This is a genomic window from Streptomyces luteosporeus (genome assembly GCF_039532865.1).
In the GTDB taxonomy this organism is placed as follows: Bacteria; Actinomycetota; Actinomycetes; order Streptomycetales; family Streptomycetaceae; genus Streptomyces; species Streptomyces luteosporeus.
In genome coordinates, this window is the sequence record NZ_BAAASL010000018.1 from 13222 (window position 1) to 32149 (window position 18928).

At 72.3% G+C, this 18928-nt stretch carries 19 protein-coding genes; 8 read left to right on the forward strand and 11 right to left on the reverse strand.

The features are described 5' to 3' along the window. The first annotated feature begins 42 nt into the window (after positions 1–42). Complete coding sequence (locus tag ABD361_RS22280; protein WP_344437255.1) at positions 43–954, forward strand: glutaminase; 912 nt, start codon at positions 43–45, stop codon at positions 952–954. Between the two features lie 177 nt (positions 955–1131). Here the strand turns inward: ABD361_RS22280 and ABD361_RS22285 are convergent, their stop codons facing one another. The 3 genes from ABD361_RS22285 to tatA form a co-directional block, all read right to left on the reverse strand. Beyond that, entirely contained in the window at positions 1132–2070 is a 939-nt protein-coding gene (locus ABD361_RS22285) for a beta-ketoacyl-ACP synthase III (RefSeq protein WP_344437256.1), read from the reverse strand. Between the two features lie 162 nt (positions 2071–2232). Continuing rightward, positions 2233–3588: an alkaline phosphatase gene (locus ABD361_RS22290; protein ID WP_344437257.1), complete on the reverse strand. Its 1356-nt coding sequence runs from the start codon at positions 3586–3588 to the stop codon at positions 2233–2235. 101 nt (positions 3589–3689) lie between these two features. Continuing rightward, a complete protein-coding gene (tatA, locus tag ABD361_RS22295; RefSeq protein ID WP_344437259.1) occupies positions 3690–3881 on the reverse strand; it encodes a Sec-independent protein translocase subunit TatA in 192 nt (63 codons plus the stop codon). Between the two features lie 162 nt (positions 3882–4043). On the opposite strand from tatA, the gene ABD361_RS22300 reads away from it, so the two are divergent. Next, a complete protein-coding gene (locus ABD361_RS22300) occupies positions 4044–5522 on the forward strand; it encodes an LCP family protein (protein WP_344437260.1) in 1479 nt (492 codons plus the stop codon). Between the two features lie 98 nt (positions 5523–5620). Next, complete coding sequence (locus ABD361_RS22305) at positions 5621–6973, forward strand: hypothetical protein (protein ID WP_344437261.1); 1353 nt, start codon at positions 5621–5623, stop codon at positions 6971–6973. A gap of 111 nt (positions 6974–7084) precedes the next feature. Here ABD361_RS22305 and mgtA read toward each other — a convergent pair whose 3' ends face one another. Further along, positions 7085–9625, reverse strand: coding sequence for a magnesium-translocating P-type ATPase (gene mgtA, locus ABD361_RS22310; protein WP_344437262.1), 2541 nt, complete (start codon positions 9623–9625; stop codon positions 7085–7087). Continuing rightward, the gene (locus ABD361_RS22315; RefSeq protein ID WP_425583292.1) at positions 9609–10016 is read right to left on the reverse strand and encodes an ArsR/SmtB family transcription factor; all 408 of its coding nucleotides are present in this window, start codon (positions 10014–10016) and stop codon (positions 9609–9611) included. The genes mgtA and ABD361_RS22315 overlap by 17 nt, the downstream gene beginning before the upstream one ends. 139 nt (positions 10017–10155) lie before the next feature. On the opposite strand from ABD361_RS22315, the gene ABD361_RS22320 reads away from it, so the two are divergent. Continuing rightward, on the forward strand, positions 10156–10425 hold the full coding sequence (locus ABD361_RS22320) for a GlsB/YeaQ/YmgE family stress response membrane protein (protein ID WP_344437263.1): 270 nt from the start codon (positions 10156–10158) through the stop codon (positions 10423–10425). Between the two features lie 36 nt (positions 10426–10461). Here ABD361_RS22320 and ABD361_RS22325 read toward each other — a convergent pair whose 3' ends face one another. Both ABD361_RS22325 and sodN read right to left on the reverse strand, forming a co-directional pair. Beyond that, positions 10462–11118 (reverse strand): HAD family acid phosphatase, encoded by a 657-nt coding sequence (locus ABD361_RS22325; protein WP_344437264.1) that lies wholly within the window; start codon positions 11116–11118, stop codon positions 10462–10464. A 124-nt stretch (positions 11119–11242) separates the two neighbouring features. Continuing rightward, complete coding sequence (gene sodN, locus ABD361_RS22330) at positions 11243–11638, reverse strand: superoxide dismutase, Ni (RefSeq protein ID WP_344437265.1); 396 nt, start codon at positions 11636–11638, stop codon at positions 11243–11245. 142 nt (positions 11639–11780) lie between these two features. Here sodN and sodX point away from each other — a divergent pair, with 142 nt between their 5' ends. After that, complete coding sequence (sodX, locus tag ABD361_RS22335) at positions 11781–12245, forward strand: nickel-type superoxide dismutase maturation protease (RefSeq protein WP_425583293.1); 465 nt, start codon at positions 11781–11783, stop codon at positions 12243–12245. Here sodX and ABD361_RS22340 read toward each other — a convergent pair. After that, positions 12137–12778, reverse strand: a complete 642-nt coding sequence (locus ABD361_RS22340; RefSeq protein WP_344437266.1) for a CGNR zinc finger domain-containing protein — start codon at positions 12776–12778, stop codon at positions 12137–12139. The genes sodX and ABD361_RS22340 overlap by 109 nt on opposite strands. Before the next feature lie 148 nt (positions 12779–12926). Here ABD361_RS22340 and ABD361_RS22345 point away from each other — a divergent pair, with 148 nt between their 5' ends. Continuing rightward, positions 12927–13271 (forward strand): hypothetical protein, encoded by a 345-nt coding sequence (locus ABD361_RS22345; RefSeq protein WP_344437267.1) that lies wholly within the window; start codon positions 12927–12929, stop codon positions 13269–13271. Positions 13272–13297: 26 nt separating this feature from the next. Then, positions 13298–13639 (forward strand): hypothetical protein, encoded by a 342-nt coding sequence (locus tag ABD361_RS22350; protein WP_344437268.1) that lies wholly within the window; start codon positions 13298–13300, stop codon positions 13637–13639. 68 nt (positions 13640–13707) lie between these two features. Here ABD361_RS22350 and ABD361_RS22355 read toward each other — a convergent pair whose 3' ends face one another. From ABD361_RS22355 to ABD361_RS22365, 3 genes are all read right to left on the reverse strand, one after another. Continuing rightward, complete coding sequence (locus ABD361_RS22355; RefSeq protein WP_344437269.1) at positions 13708–14469, reverse strand: amino acid ABC transporter ATP-binding protein; 762 nt, start codon at positions 14467–14469, stop codon at positions 13708–13710. Further along, a complete protein-coding gene (locus ABD361_RS22360; protein WP_344437391.1) occupies positions 14466–15350 on the reverse strand; it encodes an amino acid ABC transporter permease in 885 nt (294 codons plus the stop codon). Before ABD361_RS22360 ends, ABD361_RS22355 begins: the two co-directional genes overlap by 4 nt. A 786-nt stretch (positions 15351–16136) precedes the next feature. After that, entirely contained in the window at positions 16137–17108 is a 972-nt protein-coding gene (locus tag ABD361_RS22365; protein ID WP_344437270.1) for an ABC transporter substrate-binding protein, read from the reverse strand. Between the two features lie 576 nt (positions 17109–17684). Between ABD361_RS22365 and ABD361_RS22370 the strand changes: the two genes are divergently transcribed. After that, positions 17685–18896 carry an NAD(P)-dependent malic enzyme gene (locus tag ABD361_RS22370; RefSeq protein WP_344437271.1) on the forward strand — a complete coding sequence of 404 codons (1212 nt, stop codon included), beginning with the start codon at positions 17685–17687 and terminating at the stop codon, positions 18894–18896. Positions 18897–18928: the final 32 nt, after the last annotated feature.

Sequence of the window (18928 nt, forward strand, 5' to 3'; positions counted from 1 at the left end):
TACGCTGGCCCGGCCAGCGAGCAGAAGAGAAAGCACACCACCGTGGACTACCAGGCCGTACTCGAAGAGGTCGCCGCCTTCGCGAGGCCGCTGGTCGGCCGCGGACAGGTGGCCGACTACATCCCCGCCCTCGCGGAGGTCGACGTCGCCCAGTTCGGCATGGCCGTCGCCGACGTCGACGGCGGCGTGTACGGCGTGGGGGACTGGCAGCGGCCCTTCTCCGTGCAGTCGATCTCCAAGGCCTTCGCCCTCGCGCTCGTGCTCGCGCACGGCGGCGACCGCATCTGGGAACGGGTCGGCACCGAGCCGTCCGGCAACCCCTTCAACTCGCTGGTGCAGCTGGAGTACGAGCACGGCATTCCGCGCAACCCCTTCATCAACGCCGGCGCCCTGGTCGTCACCGACCGGCTCCAGACCCTGACGGGTGACGCCAGCACCACCATGCTGGAGTTCCTGCGCGCCGAGAGCGGCAACCCCGACGTCGCCTTCGATGCGGCCGTGGCCAAGTCCGAATCCGAGCACGGCGACCGCAACGCGGCCCTCGCCCACTTCATGGCCAGCTACGGCAACCTCGACAACCCCGTGCCGACCGTGCTGGAGCACTACTTCTGGCAGTGCTCCGTCGAAATGAGCTGCCGCGACCTCGCCCTCGCGAGCGGCTTCCTGGCCCGGCACGGCCTGCGCGCCGACGGCTCGCGGCTCCTGCCGCGGCGGGAGGCCAAGCAGATCAACGCGGTGATGCTCACCTGCGGGACGTACGACGCGGCGGGCGACTTCGCGTACCGGGTGGGGCTGCCGGGCAAGTCGGGCGTGGGCGGCGGCATCGTCGCCGTCATACCGGGACGCTGCACGCTGTGCGTCTGGAGCCCGGGGCTCGACCCGCGGGGCAACTCCGTCGCGGGCGTCGCGGCGCTGGACCACTTCACGTCGCTGACGGGCTGGTCGGTGTTCTGAGGGCGCAGCACGCCGCCTTCACCGGTGCCCCGTAAGGGGCGCGGGGAACTGCGCGACAAGCCACGACGTGCCCGCAGTCGAGGTGCCGTGCTTCGCCGGGGCCCCGGCATGGCGTGTCGACTGCGGGCCGTCGGTGGCTGATCGCGCAGTCCCCCGCGCCCCTACGGGGCGCACGCCCTACGGGCAGTGGATGACCTGGCCCGCGTACGAGAGGTTGCCGCCGAAGCCGAACAGCAGGATCGGGGCTCCCGGCTCGATGCGGCCGGAGGCCACGAGCTTCGACAGGGCCAGCGGAATGCTGGCCGCCGACGTGTTGCCGGACTCCGTCACGTCGCTCGCGACGATCGCGTTGACCGCCCCGAGCCGCCGGGCCACCGGCTCGATGATGCGCAGGTTCGCCTGGTGCAGCACCACCGCCGCCAGGTCCTCCGGCGCGAGCCCCGCCCGCTCGCACACCCGCCGGGCGATCGGCGGCAGCTGCGTCGTGGCCCAGCGGTAGACCGACTGGCCTTCCTGGGCGAAGCGCGAGGGCGTGCCCTCGATGCGTACGGCGTGGCCCATCTCGGGCACCGAGCCCCAGACGACGGGGCCGATGCCGGGCCGCTCGGCGGCGGTGACGACGGCGGCGCCGGCGCCGTCGCCGACCAGGACGCAGGTGGTGCGGTCGGTCCAGTCCGTGACGTCGGTGAACTTCTCCACCCCGACGACCAGGGCGTTGGTCGCGGCCCCGGCGCGGATGGCGTGGTCGGCGGAGGCGAGGGCGTGGGTGAAGCCGGCGCAGACGACGTTGACGTCCATGACCGCGGGCGAGGCGAGGCCGAGCTCGGCGGCCACGCGGGCGGCGGTGTTGGGGCTGCGGTCGACGGCGGTGCAGGTGGCGACGAGGACGAGGTCGATGTCGGCGGGGTCGAGGCCGCTGGCGGCCAGGGCCTTGGCCGCGGCCCGGGCGGCCATGCTGGCGACGGTCTCGTCGGGGGCGGCGACGCGACGGGTGCGGATGCCGACGCGGGTGCGGATCCACTCGTCGCTGGTGTCGACCATGGTGGCCAGCTCGTCGTTGGTGAGCACCCTGGCGGGCTGGTAGTGGCCGAGGGCCAGGACGCGAGACCCGGACATCGGGGTTCCTCCTGCGCGCGGTGGGGACGGATCTCTCAGTGTTGATGCTGAGGGGTCCTGCACCGGGTGCGTGATCCACCAATGTTCCGGCCGGATAACTGGCGCGACCGCACACGGGCCCGGCCGCCCCCACAGCGGCCGGGCCCGTGCGGGCGGGGTGGGTCAGCGCAGGGAGAGCGCGGTGCGGATGGTGGTGAACAGCTCGGTCTGGTCGGTCACGCCGAGGACGCGCTGGGAGCTCGGGCCCTGGGCGGCGATGCGGACCTCGGTGCCGGTGTGCTCCTGGGACTGGCCGGGGGTGTTGGTCGAGTAGTTGACCTTCAGCTGCTGTCCCTCGTTGGTGATCAGGGTGGAGGACAGGCCGGGCGGGTTGGCCTCCAGCGGCACGATCTGGCTGCTGTGGCCGTGGTCGGCGGTGGTGATGACCAGGGTGTCGGGGTGCTTGGCGGCGTAGTCGCGGGCGACCTTCACGGCGCGGTCGAAGGCGGCGGTCTCGCCGATCTGGCCGCAGGGGTCGGCGGCGTGGTCGCGCTTGTCGATGGAGGCGCCCTCGACCTGCAGGAAGAAACCGTTCTTCTTGGCCTTGGGGGTGGCGAGCAGCTCCAGCGCGCGGCGGGTCTGCTCCTCCAGGGCGGGGGTGCCGGCCTTGCGCTCGGGGTTGTTCGTCACGCAGCGCTGGGCGGCGGTGCCGCCGACGGCGGCGGCCTTGCCGGTCCACTCGACGGGCACGTTGCCGTCGGCGAACAGGCCGAGGACGGGCTTGCCGGAGCGGGCGCCGGCCAGGCCCTTGCTGTCGGTCACCACCTGGTAGCCGAGCCGGCGGGCCTGCTCGGTGACGGTCAGGCCCTTGTAGGGGCCCTCGGTGATCTTCTGGTCGAAGCGGGCCTTGCCGCCGCCGAGGAGCACGTCCACCTTGTGGTTCACGCTCTGCTCGGCGATGGAGCCGGGGCCGCCCTTGGCGATGGTGTCGTTCGGGCACGCCTTCATGTCGGCCGGGCCCTGGCAGCTGCGGTCGGTGGCGTGGGAGGCGAGGACGGCCGGGGTGGCGTCGGTCATCTCGGCGGTGGTGACGCTGCCGGTGGCCAGTCCGCCGCGCTGGGCGAGCTCCAGGATGGTGGTCATGGGCTTGTCGGTGCCGGGCGTCTTGGATATGCGGCCGTTGACCGTCTTGTGGCCGGTGGCCCAGCCGGTGCCGGACGCGGCGGAGTCGGTGACGTAGTCCGGCTTGCCGTTCTTGTCCACCGAGTACGTGGTGTACGCGCCGGTCATGGGGAACCGGTCCATGTTCAGCCGCCCGGCCGCGCCCACGGTGTAGTCGCGGGCGAGGGTGATCTCGGAGTCGCCCATGCCGTCACCGATGAGCAGGATGACGTTCTTGGCCTTCTTCGGGGCGTGGGCGAAGGCGTCCGACTGCCCGCCGTGGTCCGAGGCCGCCTGCGCGGCGGGCACGGCTACACCGGCGACGAGCAGCGCTGCGGCGCTCCAGGCGAGACGGCGTCGGTACGGACGAGAACCCATGGTTGCTTCCTCCTAGCTGGGCCGCGGCGGGGTGCCGGGCGGCCGCGAGGAAGCTCACCAGGGGCGGATGTACCGCAGGTGATCGCCGGATGACGTCCGGGTCACCGGGCGCTGTCTACAGGTGCGGCCTTCGTGTCGTCTTCGTTCTTCATCGCCTTGGCCTCGCTCTTGAGGATCCGCATCGACTTGCCGAGCGCCCGCGCGGTGTCGGGCAGTTTGCGCGATCCGAAGAGCAGGACCATGACGAGTACGACCACGAGGATGTGCCAGGGCTCCAGGGCGTTGCGCAGCACGGCGGCCCACCACCTCTCATCTGACTGGTTTGGATGCGTCCCGGCCGGACAGCCGAGCCCACAATACTTGCTAGATTGCGCAACTGGACAACCAAAGTCCGTGGCCGCCCGTCTCACCGTGCGGAAACGCACGGACACCGGGGGAGCGATGAGGGCACGGACATGAGCGGCAGGCGAGGCAGGGCCAGGAACGGGGGCGCGCGGCCGCGGCCCTTCACCGTGATCGTGGTGTCGTTCCTGGTGCTGGTGGCCGCCGCCGCCGGCTGGCTGTACCTCAGGCTCAACGGCAACATCAACACCTTCGACGCGGACGGGCTCTCCAAGGACCGGCCCGGCGCCGGCGTCGGCGGGCAGAACGTCCTGGTCATCGGCTCGGACTCGCGCGCCGGCGGCAACAGCGAGCTCGGTGGCGGCGAGGGCGACGTGGGCCGCTCGGACACGGCCTTCCTGCTGCACGTCCACGGCGACGGCAAGCACGCGGTCGCCGTCTCCATCCCGCGCGACACGCTGGTGGACATCCCCCCGTGCCGCAAACCCGACGGCACCTGGACCGCCGAGCAGTCGCGCGCGATGTTCAACTCCGCCTTCTCCGTGGGCGAATCGCCGCAGGGCAACCCCGCCTGTACGCAGAACACCGTCGAGCGCCTGACCGGACTGCGCGTCGACCACACCGTCGTCGTCGACTTCGCCGGGTTCTCCGCGATGACCTCGGCCGTGGGCGGCGTCGATGTCTGCGTCCCCAAGGACGTCTACCAGGGGGACCTCAACCCGAACCTGGGCTCGCGCGGCAAACTGCTCTTCCCCAAGGGCCCGCAGACCGTCTCCGGGCAGCGCGCCCTGGACTACGTCCGCGTACGGCACGGCATCGGCGACGGCTCCGACATCGGACGCATACAGCGCCAACAGGCCTTCATGTCCTCCCTCGTGAAGAAGGTGCGCGCACAGGGCTTCGACCCCACCACGCTCCTGCCGCTCGCCGACGCGGCCACCAAGTCCCTGACCGTCGACCCGGGCCTGGGCTCGGCGCAGAAGATGGTGTCGTTCGCGATGTCGCTGAAGGGCATAGACCTGCACGACATGAAGTTCGTGACCCTGCCCTGGCGGTACGAGGGCAACCGCGTCGCCGTCGTCCAACCCGACGCGGACGCCCTGTGGGCCGCCCTGCGCGCCGACCGCACCGTCGACGGCAAGAACGCGGGCCGCGGCGGCGGGCCGGCCCCGCAGGCCACGCCGACCTCCCCGGCGCCCGTCTCGGGCGGCGGCGCGAAGGTCGCCGTACGCAACGGCACCGAGGTCGACGGGCTCGCCGCCCGGGCCGCCACCGCCATCGGGCAGCGCGGCTTCGAGGTGACCGGCACCGCCACCGCGAGCTCCCAGGACCAGGCCACCACCGTCATCGAGTTCGGCTCCGGGCAGGCGGAACACGCCCGGGCCCTGGCCCGGCTCTTCCCCGGGGCCTACGTCCGCGGGGCGGACATCAGCGGCATCACCCTGACCCTGGGCCGCGACTACGCGACGGCCGCCACCGCCTCGCCGAGCACGCCGGCCGCGGAACCCCCGCCCGCCACGCTCTCCCCGGACGTCGCCCACGGCGCCCGGTCGGCGGACGACGATCCGTGTGCCAACCTCTCCTACGGATGATGCCCGGATGATGCCCGGATGACGTGCGGCGATATGCCTGATTGATCCGCACTTGTGGTAGGTGCAGAGTAGACCGTGACCCCTCCAAGGAGCTCCCCATGCCCGCCACCGCCGTCCCCCGCGCCGCCCCCCGCGCCGTCCACCGGCTCGTGACCCTCCTCGCGGTCCTCCTCCTCGCGGCCGGCACGGCACTGTGCGGCCCCGGCGCCCACGCCGCCGGCGGGCTCGACACCGTGGCCGGCGCCCTGCGCAAGAACCCCGTCTACGTCGACCCCCGCGCCGCCGGCCAACTGCCCGCTGCCGACGCCGACGCCCTCGCCCGGAAGATCAAGGACGCCGACAAGCCCGTCTTCGTCGCCGTCCTGCCCGACGCACCCGAGTACCCCCGGGCCACCGTCCTGCGCGACCTGCGCACCAAGGTCGGCCTCGCCGGCGTCTACGCCGTCCACCTCGGCGACGCCTTCAACGCCGCCGCCGACCGCAGCGTCATGTCCCGCAACGCCGTCACCAACCTCGTCGGCTCCGTCCGGCGCACCGGCGGCGACACCAACGCCCAGCTGAACGCCTTCGTCGACGAGGCCGACCGCACCGCCCGCGGCCACGCCCCCGGCTCCTGGGGCGGCACCGGCAAGGGCGTCGGCACCACCGGCCTGATCACCGGCGGCGCCCTCGTGGTGGCCGGCGGCGCCGGCGCCTACGCCCTCTACCGGCGCGCCAGGCGCAAGCGCGAGGAACGCGAGCGCGCCGAGCTCGACGCCCTGCGCGTCGTCGTCGACGAGGACATCACCGCCTTCGGCGAGGAACTCGACCGGCTCGACTTCTCCCCCACCGAGACCGGCGCCACCGACGAGATGCGCGCCGACTACAGCCGGGCGCTCGACGCCTACGACGAGGCCAAGTCGAAAATGGCGGCCGCGGGCAAACCGGACGACGTGCAGGGTGTGACGGCGACGCTGGAGGAGGGCCGGTTCGCGCTCGCCACGCTCGCCGCCCGGCGCACCGGGGCGCCCCTGCCGCAGCGGCGGCCCCCGTGCTTCTTCGACCCGCGGCACGGGCCGTCCGTACAGGACGTCCAGTGGGCGCCCCCCGGCGGCGCCCTGCGCACCGTGCCGGCCTGCGCGGCCGACGCGACCCGGCTGGCCAGCGGGCAGGAGCCGATGGCGCGCGAGGTGCAGACCGCGTACGGGCCGCGGCCCTACTGGGACGCGGGACCGGCGTACGCGCCCTGGGCCGGCGGATACTTCGGCGGCGGCCTGCTGCCGGGGCTGCTCGTCGGCACGATGCTGGGCGGCATGCTCGGCGGCCCCCCTGCGTATGCGGCGGGGCCGGAGGGACCGGACGGCGGCGACTACACGGGCTCGGACTTCAACCCCGACGACTTCGGAGGCGGCGGCGACTGGGGCGGTGGGGACGGAGGCGGCGGCGGCGACTTCGGCGGCGGCAACTGGTAGCGCCTGCGGCGGGCTGATCCCCAGCCCCGCCCTCTCCCCGTCTCCCGGGGGCTCCGCCCCCGGACCCCCGGTCCTCAAACGCCGGACGGGCTGGTGGGTGGCGCACCACCCCTAACGGCGCCGCGCCACCGCCAGCGCGCAGCCGTACACCACGAGCACCGCACCCAGCGCGCCGTAGTACGGCAATGGCAGGGGCGCCATGCCCAGTGCGGCACCCACAGGGGACGCCGGCAGCAGCAACCCCGCCACCGCCAAGCCCGCAACAGCGGCCCGCAGGGCGCCCGGGGCCGGCAGCCGGCCCGCGCGCAGCAGCATCATCACCATCGCCTGCGTCAGCAAGTTCTCCGTGAACCAGCCCGCATGGAACACCCCCTCGTCCCCCGCCGCCAGCACCGCGAACGTCGCCACGTCCGCCGCCGCGTTGAGCAGGCCGAAGCCCGTCACGAACCGCAGGAGTGCCCGGGGGCGCAGGACGGCGGGGGCGGCGGCTGCCGCCGGGCCGGGACGGTCGAAGGCCAGGGCGAGCTGGGCCGCGTCGAAGAAGAGGTTCTGGACGAGGACCTGCGCCGGCAGCATCGGCAGGAACGGCAGCATGAGCCCGGCCGCCAGCATGGCGATGACGTTGCCGACGTTGGAGGAGAGGGTGATCCGCAGGTAGGAGCCGATGTTGGCGGTGCTGCGCCGGCCGGTGACGATGGCCCGGTCCAGGGCGGTGAGGTCCTTGGCGGCGAGGACGACGTCGGCGGCCTCGCGGGCCACGTCGACCCCGTCGCGCGGGCAGACGCCCACGTCGGCGGCGTGCAGGGCGGCGAGGTCGTTGACGCCGTCGCCGAGGAATCCGGTGGTGTGCCCGGCGCCGCGCAGGGCGGTGACGACGCGGGCCTTGTGGGCGGGGGTGCAGCGGGCGAAGACGGTGGTGGTGGCGGCCAGCCGTACGAGGGCGGCGTCGTCGAGGGCGTCGATGCGGTCGCCGGTGACCGCGTCGCCGGGTGCGAGGCCGAGTTCGCGGCAGACGCGCACGGCCGTGCCGGGGTGGTCGCCGGTGAGCACCTTGACGGTGACGCCGTGCCGGGCGAGTCCGGCGAGGGCCTCGGCGGCGCCGGGGGCGGGCGCGTCGCGCAGGGCGAGGAAGCCGGTGAAGGTGAGGTCGTGCTCGTCGGCCTCGGTGTACGGCCGTTCGCGGGCGGGTCGTTCGGCGCGGGCGACGGCGAGGACGCGCAGTCCTTCGGCGGCCAGGCCGGCGGCGCGCTGCCGGTGCCGTTCGCGGTCGGCGGGATCGAGGGCGCACCGGTCGAGGACGTCCTCGGGGGCGCCCTTGACGACGAGGGTGTGGGTGCCGGCGAGGGCGAAGCGCGGGTCGCCGGGGCGGCGTACGACGGCGGTGGCCAGGCGCCGCCCGGGTCCGCAGGGCAGCGCGTCGACGCCTTCGTACGGCAGGTCGTCGAGGTCGCCGGGGCAGGCGTCGAGCACGGCGTCGTCGAGGGCGTCGGGGACGGGCAGTTCGGCGAGGTGCAGCGTCCACAGGGCGCCCAGGGCCGCCCAGCGCAGGACGTCGTCGTCGGGCCGGCCGGCGGCGTCCTCGGCGAGGGCGAGGACCGGCCGGTCCTCGGTGAGGGTGCCGGTCTTGTCGACGCACAGCACGTCGGCCGCGCCGAGGTCGTGCAGGGCGGGCAGCCGGCGGACGACGACCTCGCCGCCGCGGGCGAGCAGGGCGGCGCCGCGGGCGAGGGAGGCCGTCACGATCACGGGGAGCATTTCGGGCGTGAGCCCGACGGCGACGGCGACGGCGAAGGGGAGGGTCTCCAGGCCGCGGCCGCGCACGAGGGCGCCGGCGACCAGGGCCAGGGGTGCGACGAGCAGCATGAACCGGATGAGGGTCCAGGCGATGCCGTTGACCGAGCGGTCGAAGGGGCCGGGCGGGCGGCGGCGGGGGGCGCGGGCGAGGGCGCCGGAGAGCAGGGTGCGGCGGCCGGTGGCGACGACGACGCCGGTGCCGGTGCCGGAGACGACGCTGCTGCCCTGGAAGCACTGGTGGGGCAGGTCCAGGCCGGCCGCGGCGGGGTCCTGCGAGGCGGCCCGGGCGGTCTTGGCCACGGGGGCCGATTCGCCGGTGAGCGCGGCCTCGTGGACGGTCAGTCCGCGGGCGCGCAGCAGGTGCAGGTCCGCCGGGACGAGGTCACCGGGGGCGAGCAGCACGACGTCGCCGGGCACGAGCTGGTCGACGGGCAGTTCGCGCACGGCCGGCGGCGAGGTGTCGGTGGCGCGGCGGCGTACGGTCGCGGTGCTGGCGACCAGCTCGCGCAGGGCGGCCGCCGAGCGGTCGGCGCGGTGTTCGCCGGTGGCCCGCAGAACGCAGCTGACCGTGACCAGGACGCAGATGACGAGGGCCGTGCCCCAGGAGGCCAGCAGCGCCGAGACGACGCCGAGGCCGAGCAGGACGGCGGTGAAGGGGTCGCGCAGGCTGCGGGCGAAGCGGTGCGGCCAGGAGGCGGGCCGGCGGCCGGGCAGGGCGTTCTCGCCGTACCGGCCGATGCGCTCCTCGGCTTCCGCTTCCGTCAGGCCGCGGGGCCCGCTGGCCAGGGCGCGCAGCACCTGCAGGGTGGTGCCGGTGCCCGGGCCGGGCGCCGCGGAGGGCTCAGGCGCCCAGACCACGGAGGCGTCCGGCGGGGGCGCCGGCGTCCGCGCCGGCCCTGCGGTCGGCGAGCTGGCCGACCATGAGGCGGACGATGGTCACGACGTCGGGGTCGGCGACCAGGTAGACCACCCGCCGCCCCTCGCGCCGGGACCGCACGAGGCCCGCGAGCTTGAGCTTCGCCAGGTGCTGGCTGATGGCCGGCAGTGCGCCGCCGACCCGCTCGGCGAGGGCGCTGACGTCGCTCTCGCCCTGGGCCAGCGCCCACATCAGGTGCAGCCGGGCGGAGGAGGCGAGCAGCCCGAAGGCCGCGGCCGCCTCGGCCAGCAGTTCGGCCGACGGGTCGCAGAGGTCGTCGAGGGAACCTCCGGCGCCCTTGGCGTTGCCGAAGCTCCCGACGCCTGCCGTCACTGTCGCACTCCCCTCCCCGGGATTCCGCTCGCCCGGGCGCGCCCCAGTCTAGGCACCCGCCGGGGCGGGGCGGTCCGACATGCTCCGCCGACGGGAGGGGAAGGGTGTACCGACAGGAAACGGCCCCAAGGGGGAGGGCATGGAAATTGCGGGACTTGTCAGTGCGATCGTGATCGGTGCCTTCATCGGCGTCCTGGGCCGGCTGGTGGTGCCGGGGCGGCAGCAGGTCGGGCCGGCCGCCACGGTCCTCATCGGCATCGCGGCGGCCTTCCTCGGTGCCCTGCTCTGCCATCCGCTCGGCCTGTACGACACCAAGGGCATCACGTGGGCGGTGTGGCTGGTGCAGATCCTGCTGGCGGCGGTGGGCATCGCCTGGTACGACCGGCGCCGGGCGCGGCAGCGGTGGTGAGCGGGCCGGCGCGGGCCGGTCACCTGGTCAGGGGGGTCAGGAGAGCTTGCCGTCGTAGTCCGGCAGCTTGAAGGTGCGCTCGGCGTGGCCGCCGGAGAGGTCGGTGTCGTGGTTGCCGATGTTGGCGACGACCGTGTAGCCCTGCGCCTCGATCGCGGCCCGCTTGGCGGCCTTGTAGGTGCTCACGTCGTGGAAGAGGTCGGGGAGGTGCCGGACGTACAGGCCGTCGACGGGGTAGCCGACCGTGCGCAGGTTCCACTCGGTGTACGCGTCGAGGATGCCGGGGCGCGCCGTGACGAAGAAGACGGCGACGCCGCGCTCGTGGGCGTAGCGGGTGAGCTCCAGGACGGGGCGGATCGCCGGCGTGGGGACGGCCGCCCAGTGGAAGTCGGTCTCCAGCGAGCTGTTGTCGATGTCCAGGACGATGGCCGGCCGGGTCCCGTCGGGATGGGCGGTGCGCTCCGCTATGTACGGCTTCGCCCGGTCGACGACGGCCTGGACGTCCCGCTGCCAGACCGCGTAGTCGACGCCCCTGAGGCCGGCGGGGCCAAAGGTGCGGGCGGTGGCGGTCTGCGGCGCGGCGGCCTGGGCGGGGGCGGCCTGGGCGGGGGTGGCGGCGGCCCCGGCGAGGGCCAGCGCGACGGCGGCCACGGCGGCCGCGGCCGCACGGCGGGTCCTGATCGTTGCGGTCATGCGTGGCATGCTCACGATCAGGAATGGCGGCGTGGGAACGCCCGCCTGAACCGCAGATGTACGGTGCGGGGCACGGCAAGGGCCCGGCCGCCGTGCAGCGACCGGGCCCCTGGTACTACCGCGCTCAGGCCTTCTTGGTCTCCCAGAAGATCCTGTCGATCTCCGCGATGAGCTCCAGCGCCTTCTCGCCCGTCTTCGGGTCCGTCGAGGCCTTTGCCGCGCTCAGAGCCTTGAGCGTGTCATTGACCAGCTGGTGCAGCTGCGGGTACTTCTCGAAGTGCGGAGGCTTGAAGTAGTCGCTCCACAGCACCGAGACGTGGTGCTTGGCCAGCTCGGCGCGCTGCTCCTTGATGAGGATCGCGCGGGCGCGGAACGCCGCGTCCTCGTTGGCCTGGTACTTCTCTTGGACTGCCTTGACCGATTCGGCCTCGATCCGGGCCTGTGCCGGGTCGTAAACGCCGCAGGGCAGGTCACAGTGTGCACTGACCCGCACCTTGGGGGCGAAAAGGCGGGAGAGCATGAGCTGTCCTTCCTCGTGATCGTCTTCTCAGGTGCGAGATTACTCGGTGCGGGAAGGCTTTTCTCGGGTGCCCCGGGGGGCTTGGGACGAAAGTCCGGTGTCAGTCTGGGACCGGAGGCGGAACGGACGCGGAGGTGCCGTCGTGCAGGAGCAGCTGGACGAGCGCGGGCAGGAGCTGGAGCGCGAGCACCGGGGGCTGCTGCGCATCGGCCTGGCCGAGGTCTACAACCCGTCGATGGTGCCCACCCTCAACCCCGGCGACCAGCTGCTCGTGCAGTACGGCGGGGTGGTGCGTCCGGGTGACGTCGTGGTCCTGCGGCACCCCTTCCGGCAGGACCTGCTCATCGTCAAACGCGCGGTGGAGCGGCGCGAGGGCGGCTGGTGGGTGCTGGGGGACAACCCCCTCGTCGAGAACGACAGCCGGGAGTTCGGCGCCGTCCCGGACGAGTTCGTGGTCGCCCGCGCCCTGCTGCGGCTGCGCCGCCCGCCCGCGCGCGGTCAGCGCTCGGCGCCGGCCGTGCTCTCCTGGCTCGCCTCGGCCGTGCGGCCGCTGCGCTCCGCCGCCTCGCCCGCCGGGGCGCTCTCCAGGCGCTTGCGGGCCCGGTAGGCGGCGACGTTGGCCCGCGTGGCACACCGGTCGGAGCAGTAGCGGCGGGACCGGTTGGTCGAGGTGTCCAGATAGGCGTTGCGGCACGGCGGGGCCTGACAGATGCCCAGCCGCTCCACGCCGTGCTCCGTCAGGTGCACCGCCAGCCCCATGCAGGCGGTGGCCGTGTACGACGCGCCGGCGTTGGCGGCGTGGTCGGCGATGTGCAGGTGCCACTTGGGGCGCCCGTCCTCGTCCCGGTACTCGTGCCCCGAGATCTGGGGGCTGACAGGGAAGTCCATCAGCAGCGCGTTCAGCAGGTCCACCGCCCGTACCTCTTCGCCCCCGGCGGCCGCCTCGAAGACGGCGCGTAGCCGCCCGCGTACGGCACGCAGTCGCGTCAGGTCCCCGTCGGTCAGCCGCCGCGCGGTCTGCGAGCCCGTCCCGAACAGCGCCCGCACCGCGTCCAGCGAGGTCAGCGTGTCCACTCCGCGCGCGGGCTGCTCGGTATTGACCAGCCGCACGGCGTAGTCCGAGTACAAGGCCAGTTCCACGTTCACTTCCCCAGTCGCGCCGTAATAGCTGCCGCTATATCGAGGTTATTACACGTGGTTGGCAGCTTGCTGCAACGACCGTGGAGGGCCTTCCGGGAGCGCCCCCACCATGAACGCGTTTTCGCATCCGCTGACAAAGGAGAATGCGATGCGCCTCATGAAAACCGTCCGCCTCGGTGCGGTCGCCGTGGCCGCCGCCGCGGGCCTGGGGCTGGCCGTGGCCCCGGCCCACGCGTCGACCACCACGCTCCACAAGGTCGAGTGCAACCAGAGCGACAAGTCCCAGCTCCAGTTCTGGCAGATCGTCACGCCCTGGCCGCAGATCTGCTACGCGGGCCACGGCGACCTCAATGTCGACCTCTCCGAGTTCGCCCTGACCCCGGGCAACAACACCGGCTACCTCGTGTACCGGGACGGCACGAAGAAGACCTTCACCGCCGGTGAGGCGAAGTTCGGCCTCAAGGGCGAAGTCATCCACATCCACGTCAACTGAAACAGCCGACCGAACAGGAGAACGCGATGCGTTTCATGAAGACGGTCCGGCTCGGCGCCGTCGGCCTGGCCGCTGCCGCGGGCCTGGCCCTCGCCGCGGCCCCGGCCAATGCCGCGACCACGCTGCACAGTGCCTCCTGCAGCGCCCAGACCGACCCCAACCAGATCACCACCTGGGGCTTCTCGATCATCCCGCACTGCTTCGCCGGCCACGGCGACCTCGACACCAACGTGTACGTGACGGCCTTCGTCCCGGGCAACTACTCCGGTTATCTGGTCTACGAGGACGGTACGAAGCAGAACTTCAGCGCGGGCAACGCGCGTGTGGACGGCCAGTTCAAGAACGTCGTCCACATTCACACCAATTGAACAAAAGCGCGGGGGTGCGGGCCGCCCGGCCCGTACCCCCGCGCTCTTTTCCGTCAGCTGTGTTCCCGTCAGAGGACCTTCGACAGGAACGCCTTCGTGCGCTCGTGCTGCGGCTTGGTCAGCACGTCCCGCGGATTGCCGGACTCGACCACCACGCCCTGGTCCATGAAGACCACCGAGTCGCCGACCTCACGGGCGAAGCCCATCTCGTGCGTGACCACGATCATCGTCATGCCGTCCTCGGCGAGGTCGCGCATCACGTCCAGCACGTCGCCCACCAGCTCCGGGTCCAGCGCCGACGTCGGCTCGTCGAAGAGCATCAGCTTGGGCTCCATCGCCAGTGCCCTGGCGATCGCGACCCGCTGCTGCTGGCCGCCGGAGAGCTGGGAGGGGTAGTTCTCCGCCTTGTCGGCCAGGCCCACGCGGTCCAGCAGCTTCTTCGCCCGCTCCCGGGCCACCGCCTTGCTCTCGCCCTTGACCTGCACCGGCGCCTCCATGACGTTCGCGAGCGCCGTCATGTGCGGGAAGAGGTTGAAGCGCTGGAACACCATGCCGATGTCCCGGCGGTTGCGGGCCACCTCGCTGTCCTTGAGCTCGTAGAGCTTGTTGCCCTGCTCGCGGTAGCCGACCAGCTGACCGTCCACGTACAGCCGGCCCGCGTTGATCTGCTCCAGGTGGTTGATGCACCGCAGGAACGTGGACTTGCCCGAACCCGAGGGGCCGATGAGGCAGAACACCTCACGCGGGGCGACCTCCAGGTCGATGCCCTTGAGGACCTGCACGGCGCCGTAGGACTTGTGGACGCCCTCGGCCTTCACCATCGCGTTCATGCGCTGACACCTCCGGTGGTGCGGTTGCTGAAGGAGGCCAGGTTCTTCTTGACCTTCTGCCACGGGGTGAGCGGCAGAGTACGCAGCGAGCCCCGGGCGTAACGCCGCTCCAGGTAGAACTGGCCGACGCTGAACACGCTGGTGAGGATCAGGTACCAGGTGGCGGCGAGGAAGAGCATCTCCACCGTGGCGCCGGTGGTCTGACCGATGTCCGACGTGGAGCGCAGCAGCTCCAGATACTGGGCGGCACTCGCCGCCAGCGACGACGTCTTGAGCATGTTGATGAACTCGTTGCCCGTCGGCGGCACGATCACCCGCATCGCCTGCGGCAGCACGATGCGGCGCAGCGTCCTGCCCTGGCTCATGCCGAGCGCGTGCGCGGCCTCCGTCTGGCCCTCGTCCACCGACTGGATGCCGGCCCGCACGATCTCCGACATGTACGCGGCCTCGTTCAGACCCAGGCCGAGCAGCGCGGCCATGAACGGGGTCATGAAGTCGCTCATCTCGTCCCGGTAGATCGGACCGAGATTGATGTACGGGAAGATCAGCGCGAGGTTGAACCACAGGAGCAGCTGGACGTAGACCGGGGTGCCCCGGAAGAACCAGATGTAGAGCCAGGAGACGGACGACGTCACCGGGTTCTTCGACAGCCGCATCACCGCCAGCACGATGCCGAGCACGAGGCCCAGCAGCATGGCGAGCAGCGAGATCAGCACGGTCTTGCCGAGGCCGGACAGGACCGAGGAGTCGAACAGGTAGTCCGGGATCGCGCTGTAGTTGACGTTGGCCGTGGCGAAGGCGTTCACCAGCAGCCCGAGGAGACCGAGCACGACGACGGCCGAAACCCAGCGGCCGTAGTGCCGCACGGGAATCGCCTTGATCGCCTGCGGCTCGCCTCCGCCGCCGGAGGCGGCCGAGGGCGCCTTGGCGGCCCCGGGCCCGTCACCCTTGCCGCCACCGCCGCCACCGCCGCCTGCGGCGGCTTTGGCGGTGCCGGCCTTGGCCTTGGCGGCCTTGCCGGCGTCTGCGCTCTTGGCCTTGGTGTCGTCGGCGGAGTCCGCGGCCTTGTCGGCCGCCTTGCCGTCGGCGGCGGAAGCCGCCGCCTGCTCGTCCGCCGCATCGGCGGATTCCTTGGCGGCGCCGGACGCGTCCGCTTCCGCCGCCTCGGCGGCCTTGGCGGCCTCGGCCGAGCCGTCGGCCTTCGCGGCCTCGGCGCCTTCGGCTGCGGCAGTCGTGCCGGTCGAGTCGCCGGCGTCCGCCGCCTCGGCGGCGTCCTTGCCGGCTTCGCCGGCGTCGGCCGTGCCGGTGGCTTCGCCGGCCTCGCCAGTGGCGGCGTCCGCCGCCTCGGCGGCCTTGCCGGCCTCCGCTGCCTCGGCGCCTTCGGCTGCGGCAGCCGTGTCGGCCGAGTCGCCGGCGGGCTCGTCGGCCTTCGCCGTGTCGGCGGCCGAGCCGTCGGCGTCCTTGCCGGCTTCGCCGGCAGGCGCCTTGCCCGCCGGCTCCGCCGGCTTCGTGTCGGCGGCATCCGCCGCCTCGGCGGCGTCCTTGCCGGCTTCGCCGGCTGCGGCTTCGCCGGCCACGGCCTCGGCCGGCTGTGGCTCCTCGGGGGAGGGGGAAGAAGTCACGGGTGGTGCCTTTCAGCAGTTCCGTACGAGGGCGAGGGGGCGGGCTCAGGAACCGCCGTTGATCTTCACTTCCTTGATGGCGCCGGCGTCGACGCCCCAGGTCTTGACGACCTTCTCGTACGTACCGTTCTTGACGATCGCCTCCAGCGCCTCCTTGAGGGCGTCCCGGAGCTGTGCGTTGTCCTTCGCGACAGCGATCCCGTACGGGGCGGCCTCGACCTGGTCGCCGACGATCTCGAAGTCCTTGCCGCCGCCGGAGGTCTTGACCGCGTACGCGGCGACGGGGAAGTCGCTGGAGACGGCGTCGACGCCGCCCGCCTTCAGGCGGGTCTGTGCTTCGAGGTCGGTGTCGAAGGCCTCGATGCTGATGCTTCCCTTGTCGTCCTTCTCGCACTTGTCGGACTGGGCCTTGGCCAGGTCGTGGGAGACGGTGCCGCGCTGGACGGCGACCTTCTTGTCGCACAGGTCGGCCCAGCCGCCGATCCCCTTGGTGTCGCCCTTCTTGGTGTAGAGGGAGACGCCGGCGTTGAAGTAGTCGACGAAGTCGACGCCCTCGCCGACCTTCTTCTTGGTCTTGGAGTCGACGCCTTCCTGCCGGTCCTTGGTGTCGGTCATCGCGGACATCGCGATGTCGTAACGCTTGGATCGCAGTCCGGTCAGCAGGGCGTCGAAGGTGCCGTTGTTGAACTCGACCTTGACCCCGAGTTCCTTGCCGAGGGCGGCGGCGATGTCGGGGTCGATGCCGACGACCTTGCCGTCCTGCTTGAACTCCACGGGCGGGTAGGCGATGTCGGAGCCCACCTTGATGACCTTGGAGTCCTGGATCTTCTTGGGGAGCTTGGCGAAGAGCGGGGCCTGGGAGCCGGCGGCGGTCTGGCCGGCGCCGTTGCCGGTCGTGGTCTTGTCCCGCTGGTCGCCGCAGCCGGTCAGCAGCAGGGTGCCGGCGACCGCGATCGCGCCGACGGCGGCCAAACGACTCCTGGCGGCTGCCGGGCGGGGGGTGGTGCTTGCGGTCATTGCTCGTTCCTCCTGCGGTCGAGGGGGTATCCGACGGGTAACTCGGCAATCACGCGAAACACGGCTCGAGGGGGCGAGCACACTTCCTCGTGCGCCGCGACCTCGTGCGGTCTGCGCATCTTGCCATCCGGACTGCCCCATTCGGGGGGCCAGCCATGTCAAAATCGGATAACGGGTGATCGGCTTTCGTTACCAGCCGGTTCACACCCTTTATGGGGCTGTATCGCTTCTGTTCGGCTTCTGCCGGGGAGACCCACCTCACGCCCGTGCCGTCTCACTCCGTGGACGCCTGGCCGTTTCCCGTCACCAGTTCACACGTTTCCGGCCCGATCCGGTGCGGGAGCCGCGTCACACACAGCCGGAACTCACTCGTCGGCCGTAGCGCTCTTCCGGTAGAAAGACCAGTTACACCCCTCACCCGGGGCCCAGGGCGCGCGTGTGCGGCGCGCCCGGTGTCCGTACGCGCCCGGTCATTCGCTGGTCATCCGCCGGCCGGGGCCCGGACACGTGCCCGACCCGCTCCCTCATCCCCGGAGCGGTTACCCTCGACGGCAATCGACAAAGGGGTCAAGAACAGTGTCAGCGGAGATCGTGAATCCTCGCAGCGACAGCGGTCCGGACGAAGAGCGCCAGGAGCTCTTCGACCCGGCGTTCGCGCTGCACCGGGGCGGCAAGATGGCGGTCCAGGCGACCGTTCCCGTGCGTGACAGGGACGACCTGTCCCTCGCGTACACGCCGGGCGTCGCGAAGGTGTGCAGCGCGATCGCCGAGGAGCCGGAGCTCGTGCACGACTACACCTGGAAGTCCCAGGTCGTCGCGGTGGTCACGGACGGCAGTGCGGTCCTCGGGCTGGGGGACATCGGTCCGGAGGCGTCGCTGCCCGTGATGGAGGGCAAGGCCATCCTCTTCAAGCAGTTCGGCGGGGTGGACGCGGTCCCGATCGCCCTGGACTGCCGGGACGTGGACGACCTCGTCGACACCGTCGCCCGCCTCGCCCCCTCCTTCGGCGGCATCAACCTGGAGGACATCTCGGCGCCGCGCTGCTTCGAGGTCGAGCGCCGCCTGCAGGAGCGCGTCGACATTCCCGTCTTCCACGACGACCAGCACGGCACCGCCGTCGTCACGCTCGCCGCACTGCGCAACGCCGCGCGTCTGACGGGCCGCACGCTGGGCCAGCTGCGGGCGGTGATCTCGGGCGCCGGCGCGGCCGGCGTCGCCATCGCCCGGATCCTGGTGGAGGCGGGCATCGGCGACGTCGCCGTCTGCGACCGCAAGGGCATCGTCTCGGGGGACCGCGAGGACCTCACCGACGTCAAGCGCGAGCTCGCCGGCTTCACCAACAAGGCCGGTCTGTCGGGCCCGTTGGAGACGGCGCTGGACGGCGCGGACGTCTTCATCGGCGTCTCCGGCGGCACCATCGCGGAGGCTGCCGTCGCCAAGATGGCGAAGAACGCGCTGATCTTCGCGATGGCCAACCCCACGCCGGAGATCCACCCGGACGTCGCGCACAAGTACGCGGCCGTCGTCGCGACCGGCCGCAGCGACTACCCGAACCAGATCAACAACGTGCTCGCCTTCCCCGGCATCTTCGCCGGTGCCCTGCAGGTGCGGGCCTCCCGCATCACCGAGGGCATGAAGCTCGCGGCCGCCGAGGCGCTGGCCGCCGTGGTCGCCGACGAGCTCAGCGCGGACTGCGTGATCCCCTCGCCGTTCGACGAGCGGGTGGCCCCGGCCGTCACCGCCGCCGTGGCCGCCGCGGCCCGCGCCGACGGCGTCGCCCGGCGCTGACGTACTGATGTGCTGACGTGCTGACGTGGGGC

Bases quoted from the DNA above. Each gene is read 5' to 3' on its own strand.
- sodN (WP_344437265.1), bottom strand. From the start codon at position 11,638: ATGCTCTCCCGCCTTTTCGCCCCCAAGGTGCGGGTCAGTGCACACTGT.
- ABD361_RS22320 (WP_344437263.1), top strand. From the start codon at position 10,156: ATGGAAATTGCGGGACTTGTCAGTGCGATCGTGATCGGTGCCTTCATC.
- ABD361_RS22290 (WP_344437257.1), bottom strand. From the start codon at position 3,588: ATGGGTTCTCGTCCGTACCGACGCCGTCTCGCCTGGAGCGCCGCAGCG.
- ABD361_RS22345 (WP_344437267.1), top strand. From the start codon at position 12,927: ATGCGCCTCATGAAAACCGTCCGCCTCGGTGCGGTCGCCGTGGCCGCC.
- ABD361_RS22355 (WP_344437269.1), bottom strand. From the start codon at position 14,469: ATGAACGCGATGGTGAAGGCCGAGGGCGTCCACAAGTCCTACGGCGCC.
- ABD361_RS22305 (WP_344437261.1), top strand. From the start codon at position 5,621: ATGCCCGCCACCGCCGTCCCCCGCGCCGCCCCCCGCGCCGTCCACCGG.
- ABD361_RS22300 (WP_344437260.1), top strand. From the start codon at position 4,044: ATGAGCGGCAGGCGAGGCAGGGCCAGGAACGGGGGCGCGCGGCCGCGG.
- ABD361_RS22285 (WP_344437256.1), bottom strand. From the start codon at position 2,070: ATGTCCGGGTCTCGCGTCCTGGCCCTCGGCCACTACCAGCCCGCCAGG.
- ABD361_RS22325 (WP_344437264.1), bottom strand. From the start codon at position 11,118: ATGACCGCAACGATCAGGACCCGCCGTGCGGCCGCGGCCGCCGTGGCC.
- ABD361_RS22365 (WP_344437270.1), bottom strand. From the start codon at position 17,108: ATGACCGCAAGCACCACCCCCCGCCCGGCAGCCGCCAGGAGTCGTTTG.
- ABD361_RS22350 (WP_344437268.1), top strand. From the start codon at position 13,298: ATGCGTTTCATGAAGACGGTCCGGCTCGGCGCCGTCGGCCTGGCCGCT.